Below are 22,930 nucleotides of genomic sequence, written 5' to 3'. Positions count from 1 at the left end.
AAGATGACGTGCTGGGCCATGATCACCTGCTGCGCTGGCCATGGCTGATACCCATTCCACGATCTGGGGTATAAACACTGACGTTCCTCCGCTGAAGCGTCTACATGGGAGCCGTGATGCTCGATCAACAATCTCCCTATCATCCGCACCTACCTGTATCATCAGCCGTCGCTGCTGCTCACCGCTCCTGAGCGAGGGTCTCGACGATGCGCGTCGTCTCCACCGCCACCGTCGTCACCTTGGCGATGAGTTCGACGATGTAGCGGGGATCCTCGTGCTCATCGCACCAGGCGTTGGGGTCGTTGACGATCCCGGAGGCTTTGTCCGTCTTGACCTGGTAGCGATCCAGGATCCAGCCCAATGCGGACCGGGAGCCGAGCAGGTAGCGCTCCGCGTCTTCCGGGATCCCCGCGATGGTGGCCTTCGGGTTGTAGACGATCGCCGTGTGGTCGTCGACCTTCTTGCCCGTGGCGGGGTCGGTGGTCTTGGCCCACTTCATCTTCGTCACGCGCCACGTCTCCCGGTCGGCCGGATCGGCACCCGCCTTGAGCTTGACGTCGACCGGATACGGTTCGACGTGCTCGTAGCCGATGTGCAGCTCGGCGAGCCGCCGGCCCGCATTCGCCAGCCGGTCGAACCGTGACCGTGTCTCGGGGGTGGGGATATGCGGGAGCATCTTGCGCAGGTCCACCGCGTAGGCCTGCCGGTAGGCGGGGTCGTGCAGGAGCCCGTAGACATAGTCGAAGATCTCGTCCTTCGACACCGGGCCACCCAGCGCCTCGACGTAGAGGGTCTGGATGGCGTCGGTGATGTTGTCGACCCGCCGATACCCCCACGCGTCCACCACACCGTCTCCAGCGGCGAGGTCCAGGTGGCCGTCCACGGCGGCGGCCTTCTCGTAGGTCCAACGCGGGAAGAACTGACCGCTGCTGGAACCCCACAGCGCGAGGTCCGGGAGAACATCGGTCATCAGCACGGAGAACGGCTTATCGGAACCTGCGCCGACGACGTAGAAGCCGGTGTTGGTGTGGTGGGGGGTCGGGAACATCGACGGAAGCGCACCGCGTTCATGGTTGAGGTGTCGGTCGAAGTACGCGTGCTGCTTCTGGAACGGACGGTAGAGACTGGTCGTGACGTGTTCGTTGATGAAGCTGAGAGACGTTCTACGTGCGAGGTGCTGGCGCAGGCTGCGAGACCATTTGATCTTTGTTGCGTCCGCTCCGTCTGGATTCTTGGTCAGATAGGCAGTGACGTCAGATTCTTTAGCCCGTGCGAGTGAGTGTGCAGCCCGATACTCCCCGAACCGGGGGATCTGCTTGTTGTAGTTGCTGGTCAGCGTCTCGATGTTGTGCTGCAGCTTCGACAGTGAGTAGTCGTATACCCAAGCATCACGGTTGGTCTGCAACCCGGCGGAGAAGGTGGAGAACACGACCACTTGCCCTGGTTTAGCCTTCTTGTCACCGATGGCCGGCCACGTGGCGAAGGTGTCGTCACGTTGGCCGAGCCAGTCGCCATGCTGGTTGGGGGTGACGGTGGCCCAGTCCAGGCCGGTCAGGGTGGCTTTGTCGACGCGGTCGAGCTTGTCGTCGCGGGACAGGTAGTCGCCGATGTCGTGGTAGAACACCTCACACGACCCGGTGTGCACGGGGTTCTTGACGCCGATGAAGATGGCGACGGTGTTGCGGCTGCCTGCGCCGAATACCTTGCCGCCCTCTTTGCGGGAGAGCTCGCCGGCGGTGCGCTGGTTGCCGCGAAGATTGTAGACGTAGATCCGCGCGTATTCGTCGGCGAGGGACAGGCGGATGCCGTCAGCAGTGTTGCCGTCGACCCAGCCACCATTGCTGACGAAGGCGACGACGCCCGCGTCGCCGATCCGGTCGGTCGCCCACCGGAACGCCCGCAGATACGAGTCGTACAGGCTGTTCTTGTTCGTCGCCGTCGACCGATTGACGTAGGTATCGGCGATCCGCGCATCGAGGGTGGGGTAGGCGATGTTCGCGTTGAGATCGTTCGCGCTGTCCTGGCCATTGGACCACGGTGGGTTGCCGACGATGATGTTGATCGGCACCCCCAACTGACGGACGATGCGTTCGTTGTTCTGCGGGAACATCACATCGTCGAGGCTGTCGCCGTCCTCGGTGATCTGGAACGTATCGGCCAGCACGATCCCCTCGAACGGCCGATACCCACCGGCATCTGCGTCGGGGAGGGCGTGGAAGGTGGTCTCGATGTTCACCGCGGCGATGTAGTAGGCGAGCAGCATGATCTCGTTCGCATGCAACTCTGAGGCGTACTTGCGGGCCAGATCCTTCGGGTTGATTAGCCCGGATTGCAGCAGGCGGGTCAGGAACGTGCCGGTGCCGGTGAACGGGTCGAGCACATGCACACCGGCGTCGGTGATGCCCCGGCCGAACGCGTCACGGGATGCCTGGTCCGCGGCCCGCAGGATGAAGTCCACGATCTGCACCGGCGTGTACACGATGCCCAGCGCGTCAGCTTGTTTGGCGAAGCCGAGTTTGAAGAACTTCTCGTACAGCTCGGCGATCACGGCCTGCTTGCCCTCTGCCGTAGTCACCTCGCTCGCTCGGGTGCGCACGGATGCGTAGAACCCCTCGAGGCGGGCGGTCTCGGCTTCCAGCCCGGCGGCGCCGAGCAGGTCGACCATGGCCTGCATGGTGATCGAGACGGGGTTGTGGTCGGCGAACTCGTGCCCGGCGAACAGTGCGTCGAACACCGGCTTGGTGATCAGATGCTGCGCAAGCATCGAGACCGCATCGTCGTCGCTGATCGAATCGTTGAGGTTGTCCCGCAGGCCCGTGACGAACCGGTCGAACCCGTCGGCGATCGTCTGATCGGCGTCGGCGACGACCGCCCGGATACGGCTGATCAGCGCATTGGCGATGTCGGCGACATCGCCGGCCCAGTCCTCCCAGTAGGTGCGGGTGCCGACCTTGGTGACGATCCTCGCGTAGATCGCCTCCTGCCACTGCGACAGTGAAAACAGGGCCATCTGCTTCGCGAGCTCCCGGTCCGCGGCGGCCGGATCGGTGGCGTACGGGTCCACACCCTCGCCGGGCTCGACGGATTCGGTCTCCCCGCCGGTCGACGCCGGATTCACATTGGCGGTGGGGCCGATGTGCCCGCCGAGGATCGCCTCCGTCCCCCGCCCTGTATCCGCGCCGGCATCGGTGGTGGTGTTGAGGGCGATGGAGTTGACGATCGCGTTGAACCGGTCGTCGTGGGCACGCAGCGCGTTGAGCACCTGCCAGACCACCTTGAACCGCTGGTTATCGGCCAGGGCCTTCTCCGGCGCCACGCCCGCGGGCACGGCGACCGGCAAGATGATGTAGCCGTAGTCCTTGCCCTCGGCCTTGCGCATCACCCGACCCACGGACTGCACAACGTCGACCACCGAGTTACGCGGGTGCAGGAACAACACCGCATCCAAGGCCGGCACATCCACGCCCTCCGAAAGGCAGCGGGCGTTCGACAAGATCCGGCACTCCCCCGCCGGCACCGGTGCTTTGAGCCACGCGAGCTCGCGGCCGCGCTCGAGGGCGTTGAACGTGCCGTCGACGTGCCGCACCTCGCACGCCAAATCCAGATTGGTGGTGTCGACGGGGTTGCCATCATCTCGGGAGGCTTCGAGCATGTCGCGGTAGCCGTCCACCACCGCGGGGAAGACACTCGCGAGGAGCTTGGAGGCTTTGATGTTCTCGGCGAACGCGACCGCCCGCCGCATCGGCGGCTCCCCCGGGGCGAAACCCTCGCCGCCGGGGGCGGTGCCGGCCCGTTTCGCCAGGCCGTTCCAGCAGCCCACGATCTTGGAGGCGTCGTCGAGGCGCAGCTCGCCGAACCCGGCGGACATCTGCGCCTGCAAGGGGGCGGCGACCATGTCCTCGTCGACGGTGAGCACGAGAACCTTGTAGTCGGTGAGCAGGCCCCGTTCGACCGCGTCACCGAACGACAGGCGGTGCAACTCGGGCCCGTAGACGGCGTCGTCGTCCATGGAGGTGATCTCGGCGGCATGCTCATCGGCCTTCGCCCGCACCGATTCGTCGTAGATACGCGGCGTCGCCGTCATATACAGCCGCCGAGCGGCGCGGATGTAATCGTCGTCGTGGATACGCACGAAATGCGACTCGTCCGCGCCGGCGAGGGTGACGCCGGTGGTGCGGTGCGCCTCGTCGCAGATGACCAGGTCGAACGGATCCACCCCGGCCTGCTGGGCGCCCGCGATGACGGGCAGGGACTGGTAGGTGGTGAACACCACCGTCAGGCCCTTGGCGCGTTTCCGGTGGCCCATCTCGGCGGCCAGGCGGGCCGGGTCGGTGGTGACCGGCACGGCGACGTCGTGGGCGGCAATATCCTCGGCGGCACGGGAGACCTTGGTGTCCGAGCAGACGGCGAACGCCCGCATGTCGAGAGTGGTCTGGGCGGTCCACTCGCGCAGTGTCTGCGAGAGAAGCGAGATCGAGGGGACGGCGAACAGGATCCGCGCCGACCCGCCCGCCTCGGCGGCGGTACGTTCGGCGATCTTGAGTGCCGTGAAGGTTTTGCCGGTGCCGCAGGCCATGATCAGCTTGCCCCGGTCGTTGCCCGCATCAAAGCCGCGGAAGACGGCGCCGATCGCCTCTTGCTGGTGCTTGCGGGGGCTGTGTTTGACGGCGGGGGCGAGGTCGATTTCGAGGTTGCCGGCCGGCCAGGCGATGTCCCAGTCGATGGGCGCCTCGGCGATCTCGGCGAGCCCGATGCGCTGCACGGGGATCATCTGATCGTCGAGGGCTTCCTCGGCGTGCGGGCCCCACTTGTCGGTGGTCGAGATGATGACCCGGTTCGTAAACGGCTTCTTGCCCGACGCGGTGAAGAAGCTGTCGATATCGGCCTTGGCGAGGGTGTGGGTGGGTTCGTAGAACTTGCACTGGATCGCGGTGTATTCGCCGGTGTCGCGTTCGCGGGCCACGAGGTCGATGCCGGTGTCGGGCTTGCCGTCCCGGCCCGGCCAGTCGGCCCACCGCCACACCTGGTCATACTGCTGCGACAAGGTGGGGTCGAGTTGGAGGTAGCGAATCATGAGCTGCTCGAACAGGGTGCCGCGCTCCGAGTTCGACGGCGCCTGCCGGAACGCCTCGATCACCTCATGCACCGACGCCACAGCGCCCACCTCATCTATCGACGACTTCGGACTACGCCAGCACCATCCCGCCACGGAAAGGTGGGCGGCATCATCATCGCAGCTACCCCCGGTAGGTACGGCGGCATCCACACCGTGCCGCCGCCTTCCACCCACCGAGAGTGGGATAGATCACCAGTGGCGATGTAGGTGATGCTCTGCGCATAACCGATGGAGAGGGGCCGACCATATGCGTGACCGAGGGTGGACAAGCGTAGCGGCGGTGGGCCTGGCGTCGATGCTGGCCCTGACAGCGTGCGGATCCTCCAGCACCGACACAGACGACGCCTCCAGCTCCGGGCAGGTGTCGCACCTGAGCGTTGATAGGGGCGATGCCGGTGCCTACACGCTGTCCTGGGACGGGGCAGGCGAGGCGACAGTGTTCGCTTCGACGTCGGTGACCGACCCGTCGGAGAACGGCCGTGAAGTCGCTACCGGCGACGGGGCGGCGACGGTAGATGGGCTCGACCCGATCGACCGCTGGTACTTCGAGGCCAGCACCGGCGACGGCACTGGTGACATCGCCTCGACACGCCAGTTCTTCCTGCAAGGGGCGCACAACGTGCGGGACATGGGGGGCTTCACGACGAAGGACGGACACACCACGGCGTGGGGAAAGGTGTTCCGGGCGGACTCGCTGACCGAACTCACCGACGAGGACGACGCGGCCCTCGCGGCCGCTGATGTGGCCACAGTCGTCGACTACCGCGGAAAATCGGAGATCGCCAAGAACGGCCAGGACCAACTGCCCGCGTCGACGAAGTACGTGAATCTTCCGGTGCTCGACAAGAACACCGAGGCGCTCTCGAACGCAATCCAGAAAGCCCTGAAGACCGGAAACCAGCAGGTGATGCAGGACATGCTCGGCGACGGCAAGGCCCGTCAGATCGGGGATGAAGGCTTTGTCGACCAGCTCAACTCGCCCAAGGCCATGGCCGCCTACGGCAAGACGCTGGAGTTGATCGCGAACTCTGACGGTGCACTGATGTACCACTGCACGTCCGGTAAGGATCGCACCGGCATGATGAGCGCGCTGCTTCTCGGCATTCTTGGCGTGTCCGACGAGGCGATCATCGACGACTTCGTCGCGTCGAACACGTACAACCGTGAGCACAACGAGAAGACCTACAAGTACCTCGAGGGCAAGGGCGTGGACATCTCGCTGGTCAAGCCGCTGATGGAACAACGCCCCAGCCAGATCAAGCCCGTCCTCGATGCGGTGCACAACACCTACGGCGGCTGGGACAAGTTCGCCCACGATGTGCTCGGACTCGACTCGCAAACTCTGACACAGCTACGCGACAAGATGCTCGTATAAGCAGTTCTCCGGATCGGGCGCCGCGGACAGAGGCACGCGCCTGCGGCGCCCGCAGTGGATCTACCTGACATATGGGGCCGTTATCAGTTACCGACGACGGGTTACCACCAATCCGAGTGGGCGCTGCGACGTGGCGTGCGGGAACTAGCATTCCCGCACGGAGCCGAGGCGGTACCATGGTTCGCATCCTCGACGACGGTCCCGATGGGGCGGAGGCCCTCCATGAGCAGCGTCCGAGTTCTCGTAGGCACGCGCAAGGGCGCGTTCATCCTCTCCGCCGATGGCGCGCGCACAGACTGGCGGGTCGACGGACCGCTGTTCTCCGGCTGGGAGATCTACCATGTGACCGGCTCGCCCGCGCATCCGGACCGGCTCTGGGCCTCCCAGTCCACCGGATGGTTCGGGCAGCAGGTCCAGCGCTCCGACGACGGCGGCGCCACGTGGGCACCGGTGGGCAACGAATTCGCCTACGCGGGAGCGGTCGGCGACCACCAGTGGTACGACGGAACGCCGCGGCCGTGGGATTTCACCCGCGTGTGGCACTTCGAACCGTCTCCCACCGACCCGGACTTCGTGTGGGCCGGGGTGGAGGATGCGGCGCTGTTCAGCTCGGCCGACGGCGGCGCCACCTGGCGGGAATCCCGCGGCTTGCGCGACTGCCGCGGCGAGGACTGGATGCCGGGCGCCGGCGGCCTGGGGCTGCACACCATCGTCCTCGACCCGGCGGACCCGCAGCGCATGTTCGTGGCGATCTCGGCGGCGGGCGTGTTCCGCACCGACGACGGCGGCACGACGTGGAGGCCGGTCAATCGGGGGCTGCACTCCGGGCACCTTCCTGATCAGGACGCCGAGATCGGGCACTGCGTGCACCGGATCGCCATGCACCCGTCCCGCCCGTCCACGCTGTTCATGCAGAAGCACTGGGATGTCATGCGCACCGACGACGCGGGCGAGAACTGGTACGAGATCAGCGGCGACCTGCCGACGGACTTCGGCTTCCCCGTGCAGGTGCACGCGCACGAGCCGGAGACGGTGTACGTCGTGCCGATCACCAGCGACGAGTTCCACGTGCCGCCCGAAGGTCGGCTGCGCGTGTACCGTTCACGCACCGGCGGCACCGAATGGGAACCGCTCACCGCCGGTCTGCCGCAGCGGGACTGCTACGTCAACGTGCTGCGTGACGCGATGGCCGTGGACTCCCTCGACTCGTGCGGCGTCTACTTCGGCACCACCGGCGGCCAGGTGTACGCCTCACGCGACTCCGGCGACACGTGGGAGGCGGTGGTCCGCGACCTGCCCGCGGTGCTGTCCGTGGAGGTGCAGACGCTGCCGTGAACCCGCACGCCGCAGACGCCCGTCCCGCCCGCGACGCCCGGGTGCGGGTGGTGCTGCCCGGGCACCTGTGCGTGCTCGCCGACGTGGACGGCGAACTGACGCTGCCCGCGGCGGAGCCGGTGACGATCGGATCCGTGCTCGACGCGGTCGAGGAGGCCTATCCGGTGCTGCGCGGCGCAATCCGCGACCACGGCGAAGGCGCGCGCCGCCCCTACGTGCGCTACTTCGCCTGCGAACAGGACTTCTCCTTCGACCCGCCCGAGACCCGCCTGCCGGACGCCGTCGCCGGCGGCGCCGAGCCGTTCCTCATCGTCGCCGCGATCGCCGGCGGGTGATCCGGAGGCCACTCCCGTCCCGCACGGCGGGACCGCGCGGCGGGTTCCGTGCCTTCGTCGCGTTTCTGGGCCTACTGTGGTGTAGAACACAGTGCGGTCTCGGTGACGGCGGGAAGGACACGTGCAATGACGCCCTCGACGGACGGTGCGGCAGGAGCTCGCATGATCGACAAGGGCGCGCCGCCCGAGCGGTTCGCCCGCGGCTGGCACTGCCTGGGCCTGGCCAAGGACTTCCGCGACGGCAAGCCCCATTCGATCGAGGCCTTCGGCGGCAAGCTCGTCGTCTGGCAGGACACCCAGGGCGAGCTCAACGTGCTGGACTCGTACTGTCGGCACATGGGGGGCGACCTGTCGCAGGGCACGATCAAGGGCGACGAGATCGCGTGTCCTTTCCACGACTGGCGCTGGGGCGGCGACGGCAAGTGCAAGGAGATCCCCTATGCCAAGCGCGTGCCCATGCGCGCCCGCACCCAGGCCTGGCCCACCATGGAACAGGACGACCTGCTGTTCGTGTGGAACGACCCGGAGGGCGGCACGCCGGAGGAGTACATCCCCGTCATCCGCACCGGCGACGACGAGTGGACCGAGTGGCAGTGGAAGACGATCACCATCGACACCAACTGCCGCGAGATCGTCGATAACGTCGTCGACTTCGCCCACTTCTTCTACATCCACTTCTCGCTCCCCACGTACTTCAAGAACGTCTTCGAGGGCGTCACCGCCACGCAGTACATGAACGGCGAGGGCCGCGAAGACATGCTCCCGCCGGGGGTGGACCGCGCCAAGGTGTCCCAGGGCAATTCGTCGGTGGCGTCCTACTACGGGCCCTCGTTCATGATCGACGAGTTGTGCTATCACTACACGGGCTACGACGTGGAGACCAAGCTCATCAACTGCCACTACCCCGTCACGCCAGGGAAGTTCGTCCTGCAGTACGGGGCCACCGTCCGCAAGACCCCCGACATCCCGGAAGGCCAGGCGGAGGCGATCACGGCATCGAACGTCGGCTTCATCACCCGCGGCTTCGAGCAGGACGTCGCCATCTGGCGCAGCAAGGCCCGCATCAACAACCCGCTGCTGTGCGAGGAGGACGGTCCCATCTACCAGCTGCGCCGCTGGTACGAGCAGTTCTACGTGGACCGGGCGGACATCACCGACGACATGACAGACCGCTTCGAATTCGAGATGGACCCGACCAAGGCCAACGAAGCCTGGCGTGCCCAGATCGCCGAGAACCTCGCCCGGCGCGAGGCAGAATCCGCACACTGAGCGCAGGACCAGGGAGGCTACGCGTGACGTCGATGCAGCCGGTCACCTGCGCAGAGTGTGGAGCGCGGGTGGGCGTGCACAAGCGCAACAGCCAGCACACCGCCGTCCAGTGGCACGGCGATGCCGTCGAACGGTGCAAGTGGTTCCAGGTGGCCCGTGCGGCCGGCGAACGCTCCGCGGCGGGCACCCTCAGCTGCTACGCGTTGTGCGCGAGCATCGAAGAGGCCGTGCAGGACGGGAGCATCCGCCTGCACGACGACGGTGCGCCCGGATACAGCGGGATCGGCTCCATGGAAGAGGCCGTGGGCGCCGACTCCCCACCGTGACGCGCGGCCGCTACCGGAACACCACCTCGTTGCCGCGCAGCGACGGCGCCCCGATCACCGTCGTCCACCCCGGAATCGACGCCGCGTCCGCACCCGACGCCGCCGCATACACCTGCGCCAGCGCCTCCTGCTCCGACTGCGAACCCCGGTACTGCGACTCCGGCTCGGCCGCATACATCGGATCCGGCGGATACAGCGTCGGCGCCCCGCCCGTATTGATCACCGGCGGCTGATACGACCCGTCGTTGAGTTGTCCGTCGACGGGCACCGGGAAGTTCTGCCCGGGCACCACCGGGTAGCAGCGGGGCGTGCGGTCATCCAACCAGCGCGGTTCGTCCTGCTCGGGCAGGTAGCGGCCGCGCGGGTTCACCAGCTCGAGCGTCACGCGGATGCCCGGGTTCTCGGTGCCGGCGCCGACGACCCCCTTCGCCCGGTCGTGCAGCTTGGCCATCTCGTCGAAGGTGCAGCCGAACGCCGGCGACGCGTCCGCGAAAACCTCCAACGGCCGCACCGACTGCGCCGACACCGCCACGAAATCCCCCCGCGTCCGATCGATCAGATCCGACGACGCCCGCGCCGTATCCGCCCCCGCCAGAAGAAGATCATGGATCCGATCCTGCATCTGCACCACGGTCGTGTTCGTCGTCCGCAGATTATCGAGCGCATTCACCAGATCCGGCGCCGCCGACTGATACGTCCGCGCGAACTCCGCGATCCCCCGGATATCCGCCTTCACATCCGGCAACCGGTCCACGACCTGATCGGTGATCTCATCGAGCTGCTCGATCCCCCGCCCGATCGCCTCCCCCTGCCCCTCGAGCATGTGATTGATCGCCGTCAACGTCACCGACAGATCCTGCGGCGGCACCGCCCGCAGAATCGGCAACACCGTATCGAGCATGTGCCCGATCTCCACCGCATTGCCCGACGCATCCTGATAGATCGTGTCCCCCTCCGACACATGCCCCTCGGCGCCCTTCGGAATCTGCAACGCCACATACCGCTCACCGAACAACGTCTTCGGCAACAACCGCGCCGTCGCCGACGGCGGCACCTGCTCCGCCAACGCCGGATCCAGATCCAGCCGCAGCACCACCTTGTCCCCGTGCGCCTGCGTCGACCCGACCGTGCCCATGATCACCCCCCGCGCCTTCACATCCGCACGCTCAGGCAACGCATTGCCCGCACTATCGGTGACCAGATAAATACTCGTATACGTCGAGAACGCCTTGTTGTACTGCAACACCGTCACCGCCACGAACCCGATGACCAACGCGATGAGAACGACGCCCAGGATGCGGCGGCGTGGTACGGACGTCTCGAGCAGGGTGAAGGATTCCGAACTCACCATCTGACCCCTGCGCGTCGTCCCTCTGCGGTCTGCACGCCCGCGGCCCGGCGGGTGCTGCAGGCGCGAAGGTTGCTGTACCTGTCGGTATCACGATAACGGTGTGCGCGGCGTTCTCCGCGGCGGGTGTCCCGCGTCCCCACCGATCCGGCCTACTTCGTGGTACATGTCACGACCTGCGCGGACAGTGCTGTCACGCACTTTTCGGCGGAGGGCGCCGGCCTCGTCAGCCGATCTCGACGAGCACGACGCCCGCGACGATCACCCCGATGCCGACGAGCATGCGTCTGGTGAGCGGGTCGCCCCAGATCGCCCGGGCCAGCAGAGCCACCATCGCGATGCCGGCGGCCGTCCAGATGCCGTAGGCCACGCCGATCGGCATGCCGGCCTCGAGCGCGCCGCCGAGGAACCCGAACGCGAGCACGTAGCCGAGCACCACCGGCAGCAGCCACGCCTTCTTCTCCAATCCGCGGGAGGCGCGCAGCGACAAAGTGGCGAATAGTTCGGCGGCGATCGCGGCGGCCAGCCACATCCCGGCCATCACCGCACCCCCTCGGTCGCGTCGCGGTCGGAGCCGGGAGACCCGGTCTCGACCAGCACCACCCCGACGATGATCAACGCGATGCCGGCGATCGCCACGGCGCTGAGCGTCTCGCCGAAGATCACGGTGGCGAGCACGGCCGTGAGGGCGACGCCGCTGGCGCCCCAGATGCCGTAGACGACGCCGATCGGCAGCCCCGAACGCAGCAGCCACGACAACAGCGCGAAGGCGGTGACATACCCGGCGACGACCACTGCGTACCACGCGGCGTGGTCGGTGGCCGCGCGCAGCGACATGGTGCCGAGCACCTCGGCCGCGATGGCGCCGACGAGCATCAGCCACCTGGTCATACCCGCTCCTTCATCACGTCCGCACGGTCGATGGGCGCACCGCATGGAAGGTCACCGGCCGTTTTCCGGGGTGACGCGCAGGGTGCGTCTCCGACGATACGGGCACCGGTCGGAGTCGTCGGCGCACGCATCCGACGTTTCGCGCGTACGCCGGGGCTCTTGCCGGAGGTTCGGCCGTGGACGTCTCCCCCCACGGCCGCCGGGAATCGAGGCGCCGACGCAACTCCATGGCGTCGTGCAGAACCCGACCGACGACGAGCACCCCGCGGTCCTCCCGGCAGATCAGGAAGTGACGCGGACGGTGGACGGTTCCACCCGGAGGCCGGGTGCGACTCTGCATCAGGTGCCAGGAGGAAACGCCCTCTCCCAGCTCGGGCCGGTCCCTCCGCCCGATTCCGGCACCGGGGGCGGCAGCGTCTCGGAAGGCCGTGGCGATGACGGCCTCGTAGCGTTTGCGCGCCTCCTCGCCGAATCGCTCATGCGACCAGGCGAGGATCGAGATGATGTCGTCCTGGGCGGCGTGGGTGAGTCGATACCCGGGCATCAGTCCGGCGATGACGCCCCGGCCGCACGGACGCCGAGTTGCCCGACGAAGTGGTCGAGAGACCGGTCATCGACGTCGTCGTATCGTCCCGATGCCAGGTCGGACCAGCCCTCCTCCGCGGCGCGACGCAGGACGGCCACTCTGGCGGCCTCTTCGCCTTCCTCCCGCTCCACGAGTCGAAAGCCTTCGCGCAGAACCTCACTCGCATTCTGGTAACGCCCGGGCTTCACGAGCGAGTCGACCCACTCGTGCTGGCGCTGAGTCAGGACCACGTTCCTCGTCGCCACGTGGATCACCTCCATTGGCATGAGATGCCAAGATGGACCGCTCAGGGGTCGGCTCAGCCCGCGCGCCGGTCAGCCGATCTCGAGGGCGGAGAGCAGCACCGTCACCACCGTCGCGACCGCGAGCACGCCGTGCAGGCCCACGACGGCGACGGGGAAGCTCTTCTCCGGCGCTGCGTCGGCGCCGGACGCGGTGCCCTGGTAGACGGGGAGCCAGCGCGCCACCATGGCGAAGCCGGCGAGCGCGATGACGACCAACAGCGCGAACGACACCCACGCCAGCGCGTCGGCGTCGATGACGACGTAGATGATCCACAGGACCAGCCCCGCCGCGGCCAGCAGGAAGTGGGCGAACACGACCGGTGCGGGCAGGCGGCTGCCGCCATCGGGCTTCGCGCCGCCGCCGGCGATCCATTTGGCCAGCAGGATGAACCCGCCGATGGCCGTGATGACCCAGAGGACGAGTGCGGCGATCTCCATGACAATGCTCCTTCGGTAGGGATTCGGCGGGCGGCGCTGCCGCCGCGGGGAAGTCGTGTGTGCGCGGCGCCCAACATTCGGGCGCCCGTGGGTCAGCGGCGGAAGCCGTCGGCCTGCGTGCGCTCGTCGACCACGCGGACGCCGTAGCGGTAGGCGAGCTTTCCGCCCAGCGCGCCGGCGGCCACGAGCACGATCAGGCAGACGATGGTGAGCACCAGCGGGCCCGTGCCGACGGTGCCGTCGAGCCCGGAGGCCGTGCGCCACCAGAAGTCCAGGGCGAACCCGACGGTGACCGCGAGCATCAGCGACATGTGCGTGAGCCCGGTGCGGAACGCCTTCGTCCCCGTGGGGATGGCGAGCAGGTCGAGGAAGCCGACCGTGGCCGCGGCGAGCGCGCCGAGCACCCCCACCGCGATGAGCCAGGCGGCGCCCTTGTTGAGGAAGTCCGGGTCGCCGACGATGAACGATCCGATGTCGAACACCAGCGACGCCACCCAGGCGCCGATGGGGATCGTCACCAGGATCGGGTGGAACGGGTGCCCGTACGGTCCCGTGAGTGCCGCGCTCACCGGCTGCTTCGCCTGCAGCGCGTTCTCGGTGGGGATGATCTGCTCACTCATGGCGGACTCCAGTGTCGATGTGCGGTCGAGGATTCAATGGCGGATGAGGCCGAGGAACTCACGGCGGGCCGCGCCGTCCTCACGCAACAGTCCGCGCATCGCCGACGTGGTGGTACGGGTGCCGGCGGCGTGGACGCCACGGATGGACATGCACATGTGCTCGGCCTCGATGACGACGCCGATCCCCCGCGGCGCCAGGTTCTCGCCCAGCCAGTCGGCCACCTGCATGGTCAACCGCTCCTGCACCTGCAGGTCGCGGGCGAACAGCTCGACGACGCGGGCCAGCTTGGACAGCCCGAGGATGCGCACGCCGGGCAGGTAGCCGACGTGCGCCACCCCGCTGAACGGCAGCATGTGGTGCTCACACAGGGAGGTCATGGGGATGTCGCGCGCCAGAACCAGCTCGTCGTAGCCCGAGTCGTTGGGGAAGGTGGTGAGGTCGAACTCCCGCGGAGTCAGCAGTTCCCGGTAGGCGTCCGCCACCCGGCGGGGCGTGTCGCACAGATGCTCGTCCTCGGGGTCGCGGCCCAGGGCGCGCAGCAGGTCGGCCACGGCGCGACCGGCCGCGTCGCCGTCGATCGCGGGGCGTGCACGCGCCGCGCGCAGTCGCCGCCCGTATCGGGGGTCGTCCGGCTGTACGCCGACGTCGACAAGAGATGAAACCGTCATGGGACCTCGCTCGGAAGGGTGCTTCGCGTCACCGCCTACGTTCTAAAACCTACACTCATTGGTGATAGATGTGAAGGTTGTACCAAGCCGCCTTGGTTTTACACTGGGGATATGGAATCCATGCACAAGCGTGGCGGGCCCGGCGACGGGACTGCAGATGTCGCGGCGGTCTCGGCGCTCGACGAACCCACCCGCGGGCGTCTGTACAACCTGATCTGCGATTCCGCGGTTCCGATCGGCCGTGACGAGGCCGCGAACGCGCTCGGGATTCCACGGAAGACGGCGGCATTCCACCTGGACAAACTCGCCGAGGTCGGGCTGTTGGAGATCAGCTTCGCCCGGCGGGGCGGACGCAGAGGGCCGGGGGCGGGCCGGCCGTCGAAGTTCTATCACCGTGCACAACGTCAGATCGCCGTGCAGATTCCGGCGCGCGCCTACGAAATGGCCGGGAAACTCCTCGCCGACGCGGTGGCGGAGTCGGAGCGCACCGGCGACTCCGCGCTGACCTGCCTGTCACGCGGCGCGGCCGCGTTGGGCCGCGAGATCGGCGCCGGTTCGGGCGCGACCGTCGCCGACCTCATGGCGGTGCTCCGCAAGCACGGCTACGAGCCGCGGCTCGAGGACGGGACGATCGTGCTGGCCAACTGCCCGTTCCACTCCCTGGTCCGGGACCACACCGCGATGGTCTGCGGAATGAACCTGGATCTCATCGGCGGCGCGATCGAGGGCGCACGCTGCGAGGGGTGCCATGCGCGACTCGAGCCGCACGACGGCTACTGCTGCGTGCGGATCGACCCGACGTCCTGATCCCGCCCGCACGGGTCGCCTCAGCCGAAGATCTTCTCCGTGTACTTGGCGATGAGGCCGGTGTAGAACCGGGGCGCCGCGCGCACGAGCAGGTCGAGCGCCTTGGCGTCGTTGCCGACCAGAACGCGCGCGCGGCCAGCCTCCACGCCGTCGATGATGGTGCGCGCGGCCTTGTCGGCCGGCAGCTTCAGCAGCTTGTCGTTGTAGGTGCGCACACGGACCCGGTCGCGGTCCGTCGGCTCCTCGCCGCGCGCCTCGGCCTGCGCGAGGGCCGCGGACGCGATGTTCGTCTTCACACCGCCCGGGTGCACCACGGTGACGGCGACGGGCCGGTGATCGGCGAGCATCTCCGCGCGCAACGTCTCGGTGAAGCCACGAACACCGAACTTCGCCGTGCAGTACGGACCCAGCTCCGGCTGCGCCATGATCCCGTTGAGGCTCGAGATGTTGATGACGTGGCCGTCGCCCGATGCGATGAGGTGCGGCAGGAACGCCTTGGTGCCGTGGATGACCCCCCACAGGTTGATGCCGAGGACGCGGTCGAACACGGCATAGTCGGAGTCGAGGATCGAGTGGCTGCCTCCGGAGATGCCGGCGTTGTTGTAGATCTGGTGCACCACGCCGAACCGGTCGACCACGTCGCCGGCGAAGGTGGCGACGTCGTCGCGGCTGCTCACGTCCAGGTGCGAGCCGGACGCCTCGGCGCCGAGCGCCCGCACCCGCCCCTCCGTCTGCGCGAGCCCCCGATCGTCCACGTCGGCCAATGCGAGTTTCGCGCCCCGGCGCGCCAGTTCCAGCGCCAGCTCGCGCCCGATACCCGACGCCGCACCGGTGACCACCGCGACCTTGCCGCTCACGCTACCCATCCGCGTCTCTCCGTTCCGCCGGCGCCGCCCCCGGCGCTGTGGGGCTACATCGGGGACTCCCTTGCCCACTTCGCACGACAGTATCGGACCGGACACCACGGCGTGCCGGTCCGGGCTCCGGAATCGTGAGACCTGCTCGCCGCCCGTCTCCGGTGGTAGAACTGCGGTATGGCGCATCTGACGGTGGACGGCGAGGACCTGGTGGTGCGACTCTCCCCGATCGAAGTCGCCGGGGCCTTCCACCGCTCCCCGCGGGTTCCGCTGCGCTGCGTGACATCGGTAGAGCCGTCCGATCTCATGTGGGGGGAACTGCGCGGACTCCGCGCCCCCGGGACCGGACTGCCGCGGGTGATCGCGCTCGGCACCTGGCGATACGGGGGCGAGAAGGACTTCGTCGCCGTCTACAGGACCACCGGCGTGGTCATCACCCTCGAGGACTCGGCATGGTCCCGCCTGCTGGTGTCGTCCGCGGACCCGGACGCCGTGCGCGCGAGCATCCGCCGCACTACGCACGGCACGGACTCCCCCGGTCCCACGGGATGATCACCGCAATCCCCCACACGTCGGCACTGTTCTTCGCAGTTCCCGACAATACGGCGGCGCGAGGCGGTTTCACGTGAAACGGGGCCGCGCCCGGGAACAGCCGTCGATGGACGGAACCACCACGGCCCATCTGCACGACGACGAACATCCTGACGGGCGAAAGTGGGAAGCGGTGCTCGCCGCACGAACCTCGACCAAGCCGTTGTCCGCCGAGCCACTACCCGCGGCACAGCTCATCCGCCTCCTCGACGGTGCCGTCGGCGAGCGCCCGGACGGGAGTCGCCGGTACCCCTCCGCGCACGCGCACTACCCGGTGGACGTCTTCGTCGCAGTGGGAGGCATCGACGGGCTGCAGAGCGGCGCGTACCTGTTCCACGCCGCCGAATCCTCGATGATCCCCGTCACGCAGAGGGACCATCGACATGCGCTGGCGCGGGCCACGCTCGACGCCGCGTGGGCCGCAGAGTCCCCGGCGCTGCTCCTGCTGGCGGCGGACCTCGATGCGGCGGGCCGCGCCTTTCAAGCCCAGGGACGCGGACGCGGCGCGCGGTATTGCTGGATCGAGGCCGGCGCGGTCGTCCAGAATGTCCACCTGTGCGCGGCCGCGCTCGGTCTCGGCACGGTCTTCCTCGGCGGAATCGATGACGACGCGATGCGCGCGGCGGCCCAGCCGGTCGTCGGAAGCTCCCGGTCCGTGCTGGGCCTGTTGCCGCTCGGCTTCGCCGCCGGCTGCCTCCCGCAGCCGGTTTCCGCTGCAACGGCGTGTGGAGCGCCTGGCCGCCGCCGTCGATCAGGCCCCGACGACGGTGTGAACAATGACCTTCTGGTGGAGACTAGGGGAATCGAACCCCTGACCTGAAGCTTGCAAAGCTACCGCTCTACCAACTGAGCTAAGTCCCCGAGGGTGTGCCGCGATGCGGTCCGGCACAGTCTACAGCCGGTGCCAGGTTTCCTGTCGATCGCGGAGGAAGACGAGGTAGCCGACGACGGCTGCGACCACAGCACCGGCGGGGAGGAGAAACCGCACGACCGGTGTCCCTTCGTCGGCGCCGAGGGTGGGCCTAGGAGGACTTGAACCTCCGACCTCTTCGTTATCAGCGAAGCGCTCTAACCGCCTGAGCTATAGGCCCTCGAACGAATCCAGACACTACCGTACGCCTCCGCCCGATCCAAAATCGGGCGCCCGAGACCGGTGATCGTGCAGGTCGTCCATTCATTCAGTCCCGGTCGGCGAGCGTCACTTCGACACCGCCGACCATCTCGGACGACATGTTGTAGATGAAGGCACCCAGCGTGCTCAGCGCGGTCATCAGCACGATGTTGATGATCCCGAGGATCGCCGCCACGCCGAAGACCTGTCCTGGCCCGACAAGCGCCGAGCTCGACTCTTCGGTGGAGATGATGTCGGACACACCGGAGTTGAGCCGGTCCCACACGCCCATGCCGTCGAGCACGACGTAGATGATGGCCACCGCCACCATCCACACCAGGAACAGCGCCACCGAGACCACCAGGGACACCTTGAGGGCCGACCAGGGGTCGATGGACCGCAGCTGCATGGACGCGCGCAGGGGGCCGCGCCCCCGCCGTTTGCCGACTGTGACGGCGGTGCGCTGATGCGGCTCCGGCTCGAGCTTCGTCTCCGCCGGCGCGGGGTGCCGCACCTTCCCCAGGTCGGGCATCTCCGTCGCCGCCAGGCTCGACCGGTCGATGTGGCTCGTGGGCCCGTCGATCCCGCCCCCGGGCTTGGTCGCGGACCCCGCCCCACCGCTCGTCGTACCCGCGGCGGCCGCAGCGGTGGCCTTCTTCGGGCCTGCGCCCTCGGCCCCCGAACCCGTCCCGGTCTCCGTGCCGAGCAGCTTCGCCGCGGCGGTGCCGGAGATGATGGGGCGCTTGGCCGCCTGCTGTTCCGTGCGCCGTGGCACGCTCGCGCTGGCCGACGCGATCGTCCGACCTTTGCGCGGGGCTGCGGAATCGGTGCCCCGCGCGTCCGGCCGCGGCTCCGCCGGCGTGCCCGACGACCGCCCGGCGGACGACGATGCATCGGCTGAGCCCGTGCCCGGCTCCGGATTCTGCTGCTCCTCGGACACCTCACGCTGGTGCACGCGCTCCCGCATGCGCTGGGCCTCCTCGGCCCGCACCCGCTGCGCCGGATCCTGCCCCTGCCCGGGGTCCGTCGTGGCAGTCCGGGGCTGCTCGGGCTTGCCGCCCGAGCCGGTGCGGGAGGCCGGCGTCTTGTCAGGGCTCACTTACGACTCCTCGGGTGCGTCGTTTCCGGTGGCGTCCTGCACAACATCTTCGGGCTCATCGGCGTTGCGTGCAATCGCCAGGAGCGTGTCGCCGTCGCCCAGGTTCATCAGGCGTACGCCCTTGGTCTGCCGACCGGCCTTGCGGACCTGCTTGGCGAGGGTGCGGATGACGCCGCCGCTCGAGGTGATCGCGTACACCTCGTCGTCGAGATCCACCATCAGCGCGCCCACCAGGTCGCCGCGTTTGGGGTCGTGCTGGATGGTGAGCACGCCCTTGCCGCCGCGGCCCTGCGCCGTGTAGTCCTCGATGGCGGTGCGCTTCGCGTAGCCGCCGGAGGTGGCCACCAGCAGGAACGTCCCGCGGCTGACGGCGGTCATCGACAGCAGCGCATCGTCGTCGTTGAACCGCATGCCCTGGACGCCGGAGGTGGCCCGGCCCATCGGGCGCAGCACGTCGTCGGCCGCAGAGAACCGGATGGACTGGCCCTTCTTGGACACCAGCAGCAGCTCGTCCTCCGAGGAGACGAGGCGTGCGCCCACCACCTCGTCCTCGCCGCGCAGGTTGATCGCCACCAGCCCGCCGCTCCGGTTGGAGTCGAAGTCGCTCAGGCGCGACTTCTTCACCAGCCCGCCGCTCGTGGCCAGCACCAGGTAGGGCTGGTCCTCGTAGGTCTTGATCTGGATGACCTGGGCGATCCGCTCCTCCGGCTGGAACGACAGCAGGTTGGCCACGTGCTGGCCGCGCGCGGTACGCGAAGTCTCCGGCAGTTCGTACGCCTTGAGCCGGTAGACGCGGCCCTTCGTCGTGAAGAACAGGATCCAGTCGTGCGTGGAGCACACGAAAAAGTGGGCGACGATGTCGTCCTGCTTGAGGTCGGCGCCGCGTACGCCCTTGCCGCCGCGCTTCTGCGAGCGGTAGAGGTCGGTCTTGGTGCGCTTGGCGTAGCCGGTCTCGGTGATGGTGACCACCACGTCCTCGCGGGCGATCAAGTCCTCCGCGCTCACGTCGCCGTCGGCGGGCACGATCCGTGTGCGGCGGTCGTCGCCGTGCTTGTCGACGATCTCGCCCAGCTCGTCCTTGACGATCTGCCGCTGACGGTCCGGCCGCTCGAGGATGTCCTTGAGGTCGGCGATCTCGCGTTCGATCTCCGCCAGGTCGTCGACGATCTTCTGCCGTTCCAGCGCGGCCAGGCGGCGCAGCTGCATCGCGAGGATCGCGTCGGCCTGGATCTCGTCGATGTCGAGGAGTTCGATCAGGCCGGCACGCGCGATGTCGACCGTCTGGGATGCGCGGATCAGCGCGATGACCTCGTCCAGCGCGTCGAGCGCCTTGACCAGTCCGCGCAGGATGTGGGCCCGCTCCTCCGCCTTGCGCAGGCGGTACCGGGTGCGCCGAACGATGACCTCGAGCTGGTGCGCGACGTACAGCCGGATCATCTGGTCCAGGCGCAGGGTGCGCGGCACGCCGTCGACGATCGAGAGCATGTTGGCGCCGAAGCTCGTCTGCAGCTGACTGTGCTTGTACAGGTTGTTGAGCACCACGCGGGCGACGGCGTCACGCTTGAGGGTCACCACGATGCGCATGCCGATGCGGTCGTTGGTGTGGTCTTCGATCTTGGAGATGCCGGCGATCTTGCCGTCCCGCACCTGCTCGGCGATGGAGCCGATGAGGTTGTCCGGGTTCACCTGGTAGGGCAGCTCGGTGATGACGATCATCGTGGGGCCCTTGGGCTCCTCTTCGATCTCCACCACGCCGCGCATCTTGATCGATCCGCGGCCCGTTCGGTAGGCGTCCTCGATGCCCTGCGTGCCGGTGATGAGTCCCGACGTCGGGAAGTCGGGCCCCTTGACCCGTTCCATCATCGCGGCGAGCGTGGTCTCCTCGTCCGCGTCCGGGTTGTCGAGGCACCAGAACACCGCCTCGGCCAGCTCGCGCAGGTTGTGCGGCGGGATGTTGGTGGCCATGCCCACCGCGATGCCGCCGGAGCCGTTGGCCAGCAGATTGGGGAACCGGCTGGGCAGGACCGTGGGCTCCATGGTCTTGCCGTCGTAGTTGGGGATGAGGTCGACGGTCTCCTCGTCGATCTCGCGGAGCATCTCCATCGCCAGCGGGGTCAACCGGGCTTCGGTGTTGTGGCTGACGAAACCGTTGGTGAGGAACGCGTGATCGTCGGAATCCACGCGGAGGCTGTACACGGGCTGCACGCCGTTGTCCGCGACATCCGTGACCTCGGCGAAGTAGAAGCGGCCGTCGGTGAGGTCACGCGCGATGGCCAGGGCGTCCGGCTCCGTGATGTGCGATTCGATCTCGTCACGCCGGTGTTCCCACCGCGCGATGCGGTCGACGTTGTGCCGGCGCAACCAGTCACTATTGCGCCGGTCGACGGCGCCGTGCTCACGGAGGAACCGACCAAGCCCCGGGACGTGATCGTGGCTCAGCGACCGGGACGTGGCGGCGGGGCTGTCCTGCTCCGCCGCATCGAGGATCGCCCGCAGCTTGGTCTGCTTGTCGCCGCCGAAGCCGATGTGCCGCGCGAAAAGCTCCGCATCACGGCGGTTGGTGACGGCCACCTTGTACTCGCCGGTGGCATGCCGGTAGCGCTTGCTGATCACGCCGAACTCGAGGAGCAGTTGCTGCACCTCACGGGCCAGCCGGTCGCTGTACGTCGAGTAGGAGATCTGCACCGTGTTGCGCGGGAGCTCCGAGCAGGAGCCGTCACCGGTGAACAGCGCTTCGAGGAACGTCCGCTTGGTGGAGGGTCCGGCGCGCCACACGAACTCTGGGACGATGTTGATGTCCGCCGCTTGGGCTGCCCGCAGCGCCGCGGCGGTTTCGCGCCAGTCGCCCGGCCCGAATTCCTGCGCCGGCGTGCGCTGGATGACGACGTGGTCGCCGCGGCGAATCTCGGAGAAGAGCTTCCACAGCAGCGTCGGCACCCCGGCGACATCGACCAGACACAGCACCGGGTGATTCGTCGTGCCCGAGAGCGTGTACCCCTCGGCCGTGGTGACGGTCAGCGTTTCGTGATCGCCGGAATGGAAAAGCATGTCCGCGGCCACCGGATCACCGTGGCGGTCGAGGACCTTGAGATCCCGCAATGGCGTGTCGCTGTGCGGGCGTGCCCCGGGGACGATGTCGCCGATCCGCACCGTCGCACCCGTTGCGACCCGCACGCGCGCGTCCGCGGTGACGCAATACCTCATGGCGGCTGCCGGGTCGTTGCCCGGGGAGCCGAAGTTGCCCTGCCCGTCCACCAGCGGATACCGCAGCGACCACGGCTGGGCCATCCGCACCAGCGTGTCGTAGATGGCAGAGTCGCCGTGCGGGTGGTAATGCCCCATCGTCTCGGCGACCGAGCGTGCCGACTTCACGTAGCTGCGGTCCGGCCGGAATCCGGACTCGTACATCGCGTAGAGCACACGGCGGTGGACTGGTTTCAGACCGTCGCGCACCTCGGGCAGCGCGCGCCCGACGATGACACTCATGGCGTAGTCGATGTAGCTGCGCTGCATCTCCTGCTGAATGTCCACCGGCTCGACCCGGTCGTGCGAACCCTCCGGCGGCAGCGTGGTGTCGGTCATTGGCTCCTCTTCTGTCCAGCCCGGTCCGTGTCGTGTCGTGCCGTGCCGTCCCGCGGCACGCGTGAACCCGGCGCAACCGTTCAAGTCTATAGGCGCGTGCCCGTCCACGCTGGTAGTGGGCGATCCGGCACGTCCCCTGCGGCGGGCGTGCGGGCCGAACGGCCGACGGATCGGCGACTCCCCCGGTCACGGTCACCGCGCCGGCGTCGCGGCCGCCGTCGATCGGACGTAACACGCAGGCGATGACCGTAACGGCGCGTTCACATCGGAGCAGCGGTCCCGCAACACCCG

At 68.0% G+C, this 22,930-nt stretch carries 20 protein-coding genes and 2 tRNA genes; 8 read left to right on the top strand and 14 right to left on the bottom strand.

Annotated elements, in window-relative coordinates:
• Positions 1 to 178 precede the first annotated feature (178 nt).
• Positions 179 to 5,155 carry a DEAD/DEAH box helicase gene (locus H4F70_RS00175; protein WP_182358554.1) on the bottom strand — a complete coding sequence of 1,659 codons (4,977 nt, stop codon included), beginning with the start codon at positions 5,153 to 5,155 and terminating at the stop codon, positions 179 to 181.
• 241 nt (positions 5,156 to 5,396) lie between these two features.
• Between H4F70_RS00175 and H4F70_RS00170 the strand changes: the two genes are divergently transcribed.
• The 5 genes from H4F70_RS00170 (at position 5,397) to H4F70_RS00150 (ending at position 9,756) form a co-directional block, all read left to right on the top strand.
• Positions 5,397 to 6,491, top strand: a complete 1,095-nt coding sequence (locus H4F70_RS00170) for a tyrosine-protein phosphatase (RefSeq protein ID WP_182358553.1) — start codon at positions 5,397 to 5,399, stop codon at positions 6,489 to 6,491.
• Between the two features lie 222 nt (positions 6,492 to 6,713).
• Complete coding sequence (locus H4F70_RS00165) at positions 6,714 to 7,826, top strand: WD40/YVTN/BNR-like repeat-containing protein (protein WP_182358552.1); 1,113 nt, start codon at positions 6,714 to 6,716, stop codon at positions 7,824 to 7,826.
• On the top strand, positions 7,823 to 8,161 hold the full coding sequence (locus H4F70_RS00160; protein ID WP_220471744.1) for a MoaD/ThiS family protein: 339 nt from the start codon (positions 7,823 to 7,825) through the stop codon (positions 8,159 to 8,161). The genes H4F70_RS00165 and H4F70_RS00160 overlap by 4 nt, the downstream gene beginning before the upstream one ends.
• Before the next feature lie 126 nt (positions 8,162 to 8,287).
• Positions 8,288 to 9,430, top strand: coding sequence for a 3-ketosteroid-9-alpha-monooxygenase, oxygenase component (locus tag H4F70_RS00155; RefSeq protein ID WP_182358551.1), 1,143 nt, complete (start codon positions 8,288 to 8,290; stop codon positions 9,428 to 9,430).
• A gap of 23 nt (positions 9,431 to 9,453) precedes the next feature.
• The gene (locus H4F70_RS00150; protein WP_182358550.1) at positions 9,454 to 9,756 is read left to right on the top strand and encodes a hypothetical protein; all 303 of its coding nucleotides are present in this window, start codon (positions 9,454 to 9,456) and stop codon (positions 9,754 to 9,756) included.
• A gap of 10 nt (positions 9,757 to 9,766) precedes the next feature.
• Here the strand turns inward: H4F70_RS00150 and H4F70_RS00145 are convergent, their stop codons facing one another.
• The 8 genes from H4F70_RS00145 to folE all read right to left on the bottom strand — a co-directional run bounded on the left by H4F70_RS00145 (position 9,767) and on the right by folE (position 14,592).
• Positions 9,767 to 11,107, bottom strand: a complete 1,341-nt coding sequence (locus H4F70_RS00145) for an MCE family protein (protein ID WP_182358549.1) — start codon at positions 11,105 to 11,107, stop codon at positions 9,767 to 9,769.
• 223 nt (positions 11,108 to 11,330) lie between these two features.
• A complete protein-coding gene (locus tag H4F70_RS00140; protein WP_182358548.1) occupies positions 11,331 to 11,645 on the bottom strand; it encodes a DMT family transporter in 315 nt (104 codons plus the stop codon).
• A complete protein-coding gene (locus H4F70_RS00135; protein ID WP_182348313.1) occupies positions 11,645 to 11,995 on the bottom strand; it encodes a DMT family transporter in 351 nt (116 codons plus the stop codon). The genes H4F70_RS00140 and H4F70_RS00135 overlap by 1 nt, the downstream gene beginning before the upstream one ends.
• A gap of 13 nt (positions 11,996 to 12,008) precedes the next feature.
• Positions 12,009 to 12,539 (bottom strand): type II toxin-antitoxin system RelE/ParE family toxin, encoded by a 531-nt coding sequence (locus H4F70_RS21020; protein ID WP_182358547.1) that lies wholly within the window; start codon positions 12,537 to 12,539, stop codon positions 12,009 to 12,011.
• Complete coding sequence (locus tag H4F70_RS00125) at positions 12,539 to 12,826, bottom strand: type II toxin-antitoxin system ParD family antitoxin (RefSeq protein WP_182358546.1); 288 nt, start codon at positions 12,824 to 12,826, stop codon at positions 12,539 to 12,541. The genes H4F70_RS21020 and H4F70_RS00125 overlap by 1 nt, the downstream gene beginning before the upstream one ends.
• A 69-nt stretch (positions 12,827 to 12,895) precedes the next feature.
• A complete protein-coding gene (locus H4F70_RS00120) occupies positions 12,896 to 13,303 on the bottom strand; it encodes a hypothetical protein (protein WP_182358545.1) in 408 nt (135 codons plus the stop codon).
• Positions 13,304 to 13,395: 92 nt separating this feature from the next.
• Positions 13,396 to 13,923, bottom strand: coding sequence for a DUF2231 domain-containing protein (locus H4F70_RS00115; RefSeq protein ID WP_182358544.1), 528 nt, complete (start codon positions 13,921 to 13,923; stop codon positions 13,396 to 13,398).
• Positions 13,924 to 13,956: 33 nt separating this feature from the next.
• Positions 13,957 to 14,592, bottom strand: a complete 636-nt coding sequence (gene folE, locus H4F70_RS00110; RefSeq protein WP_182358543.1) for a GTP cyclohydrolase I FolE — start codon at positions 14,590 to 14,592, stop codon at positions 13,957 to 13,959.
• 111 nt (positions 14,593 to 14,703) lie between these two features.
• Between folE and H4F70_RS00105 the strand changes: the two genes are divergently transcribed.
• A complete protein-coding gene (locus tag H4F70_RS00105) occupies positions 14,704 to 15,399 on the top strand; it encodes a helix-turn-helix transcriptional regulator (protein WP_182358542.1) in 696 nt (231 codons plus the stop codon).
• Positions 15,400 to 15,419: 20 nt separating this feature from the next.
• On the opposite strand, the gene H4F70_RS00100 is transcribed toward H4F70_RS00105, so the two are convergent.
• Positions 15,420 to 16,265, bottom strand: a complete 846-nt coding sequence (locus tag H4F70_RS00100) for an SDR family NAD(P)-dependent oxidoreductase (RefSeq protein WP_182358541.1) — start codon at positions 16,263 to 16,265, stop codon at positions 15,420 to 15,422.
• Between the two features lie 168 nt (positions 16,266 to 16,433).
• Between H4F70_RS00100 and H4F70_RS00095 the strand changes: the two genes are divergently transcribed.
• Together H4F70_RS00095 and H4F70_RS00090 are read left to right on the top strand one after the other, a co-directional pair.
• The gene (locus tag H4F70_RS00095; RefSeq protein ID WP_182358540.1) at positions 16,434 to 16,808 is read left to right on the top strand and encodes a hypothetical protein; all 375 of its coding nucleotides are present in this window, start codon (positions 16,434 to 16,436) and stop codon (positions 16,806 to 16,808) included.
• A gap of 106 nt (positions 16,809 to 16,914) precedes the next feature.
• On the top strand, positions 16,915 to 17,667 hold the full coding sequence (locus H4F70_RS00090; RefSeq protein ID WP_182358539.1) for a SagB/ThcOx family dehydrogenase: 753 nt from the start codon (positions 16,915 to 16,917) through the stop codon (positions 17,665 to 17,667).
• Here the strand turns inward: H4F70_RS00090 and H4F70_RS00085 are convergent.
• The 4 genes from H4F70_RS00085 to gyrA form a co-directional block, all read right to left on the bottom strand.
• Positions 17,633 to 17,708 (bottom strand) — tRNA-Ala (locus tag H4F70_RS00085). The genes H4F70_RS00090 and H4F70_RS00085 overlap by 35 nt on opposite strands.
• 156 nt (positions 17,709 to 17,864) lie before the next feature.
• Positions 17,865 to 17,938: transfer RNA gene (locus H4F70_RS00080), tRNA-Ile, on the bottom strand.
• An 87-nt stretch (positions 17,939 to 18,025) separates the two neighbouring features.
• Positions 18,026 to 19,057, bottom strand: a complete 1,032-nt coding sequence (locus H4F70_RS20140; RefSeq protein WP_235681251.1) for a DUF3566 domain-containing protein — start codon at positions 19,055 to 19,057, stop codon at positions 18,026 to 18,028.
• Positions 19,058 to 22,639 (bottom strand): intein-containing DNA gyrase subunit A, encoded by a 3,582-nt coding sequence (gene gyrA, locus H4F70_RS00070; protein WP_182358538.1) that lies wholly within the window; start codon positions 22,637 to 22,639, stop codon positions 19,058 to 19,060.
• Between the last annotated feature and the right edge of the window lie 291 nt (positions 22,640 to 22,930).

The sequence above is a fragment of the Tomitella gaofuii genome (assembly GCF_014126825.1).
GTDB lineage: Bacteria > Actinomycetota > Actinomycetes > Mycobacteriales > Mycobacteriaceae > Tomitella > Tomitella gaofuii.
The sequence above is the reverse complement of the archived record's forward strand: the minus strand, read 5'-3'. Positions and strand labels throughout refer to the sequence as shown.

Coding starts and splice junctions, on each gene's coding strand:
- H4F70_RS00145 (WP_182358549.1), bottom strand. CDS start 11,107: ATGGTGAGTTCGGAATCCTTCACCCTGCTCGAGACGTCCGTACCACGC.
- H4F70_RS00105 (WP_182358542.1), top strand. CDS start 14,704: ATGGAATCCATGCACAAGCGTGGCGGGCCCGGCGACGGGACTGCAGAT.
- H4F70_RS00120 (WP_182358545.1), bottom strand. CDS start 13,303: ATGGAGATCGCCGCACTCGTCCTCTGGGTCATCACGGCCATCGGCGGG.
- H4F70_RS00100 (WP_182358541.1), bottom strand. CDS start 16,265: ATGGGTAGCGTGAGCGGCAAGGTCGCGGTGGTCACCGGTGCGGCGTCG.
- H4F70_RS00140 (WP_182358548.1), bottom strand. CDS start 11,645: ATGGCCGGGATGTGGCTGGCCGCCGCGATCGCCGCCGAACTATTCGCC.
- H4F70_RS00135 (WP_182348313.1), bottom strand. CDS start 11,995: ATGACCAGGTGGCTGATGCTCGTCGGCGCCATCGCGGCCGAGGTGCTC.
- folE (WP_182358543.1), bottom strand. CDS start 14,592: ATGACGGTTTCATCTCTTGTCGACGTCGGCGTACAGCCGGACGACCCC.
- H4F70_RS00155 (WP_182358551.1), top strand. CDS start 8,288: ATGACGCCCTCGACGGACGGTGCGGCAGGAGCTCGCATGATCGACAAG.
- gyrA (WP_182358538.1), bottom strand. CDS start 22,639: ATGACCGACACCACGCTGCCGCCGGAGGGTTCGCACGACCGGGTCGAG.
- H4F70_RS21020 (WP_182358547.1), bottom strand. CDS start 12,539: ATGCCCGGGTATCGACTCACCCACGCCGCCCAGGACGACATCATCTCG.
- H4F70_RS00095 (WP_182358540.1), top strand. CDS start 16,434: ATGGCGCATCTGACGGTGGACGGCGAGGACCTGGTGGTGCGACTCTCC.
- H4F70_RS00115 (WP_182358544.1), bottom strand. CDS start 13,923: ATGAGTGAGCAGATCATCCCCACCGAGAACGCGCTGCAGGCGAAGCAG.
- H4F70_RS00165 (WP_182358552.1), top strand. CDS start 6,714: ATGAGCAGCGTCCGAGTTCTCGTAGGCACGCGCAAGGGCGCGTTCATC.
- H4F70_RS00090 (WP_182358539.1), top strand. CDS start 16,915: ATGGACGGAACCACCACGGCCCATCTGCACGACGACGAACATCCTGAC.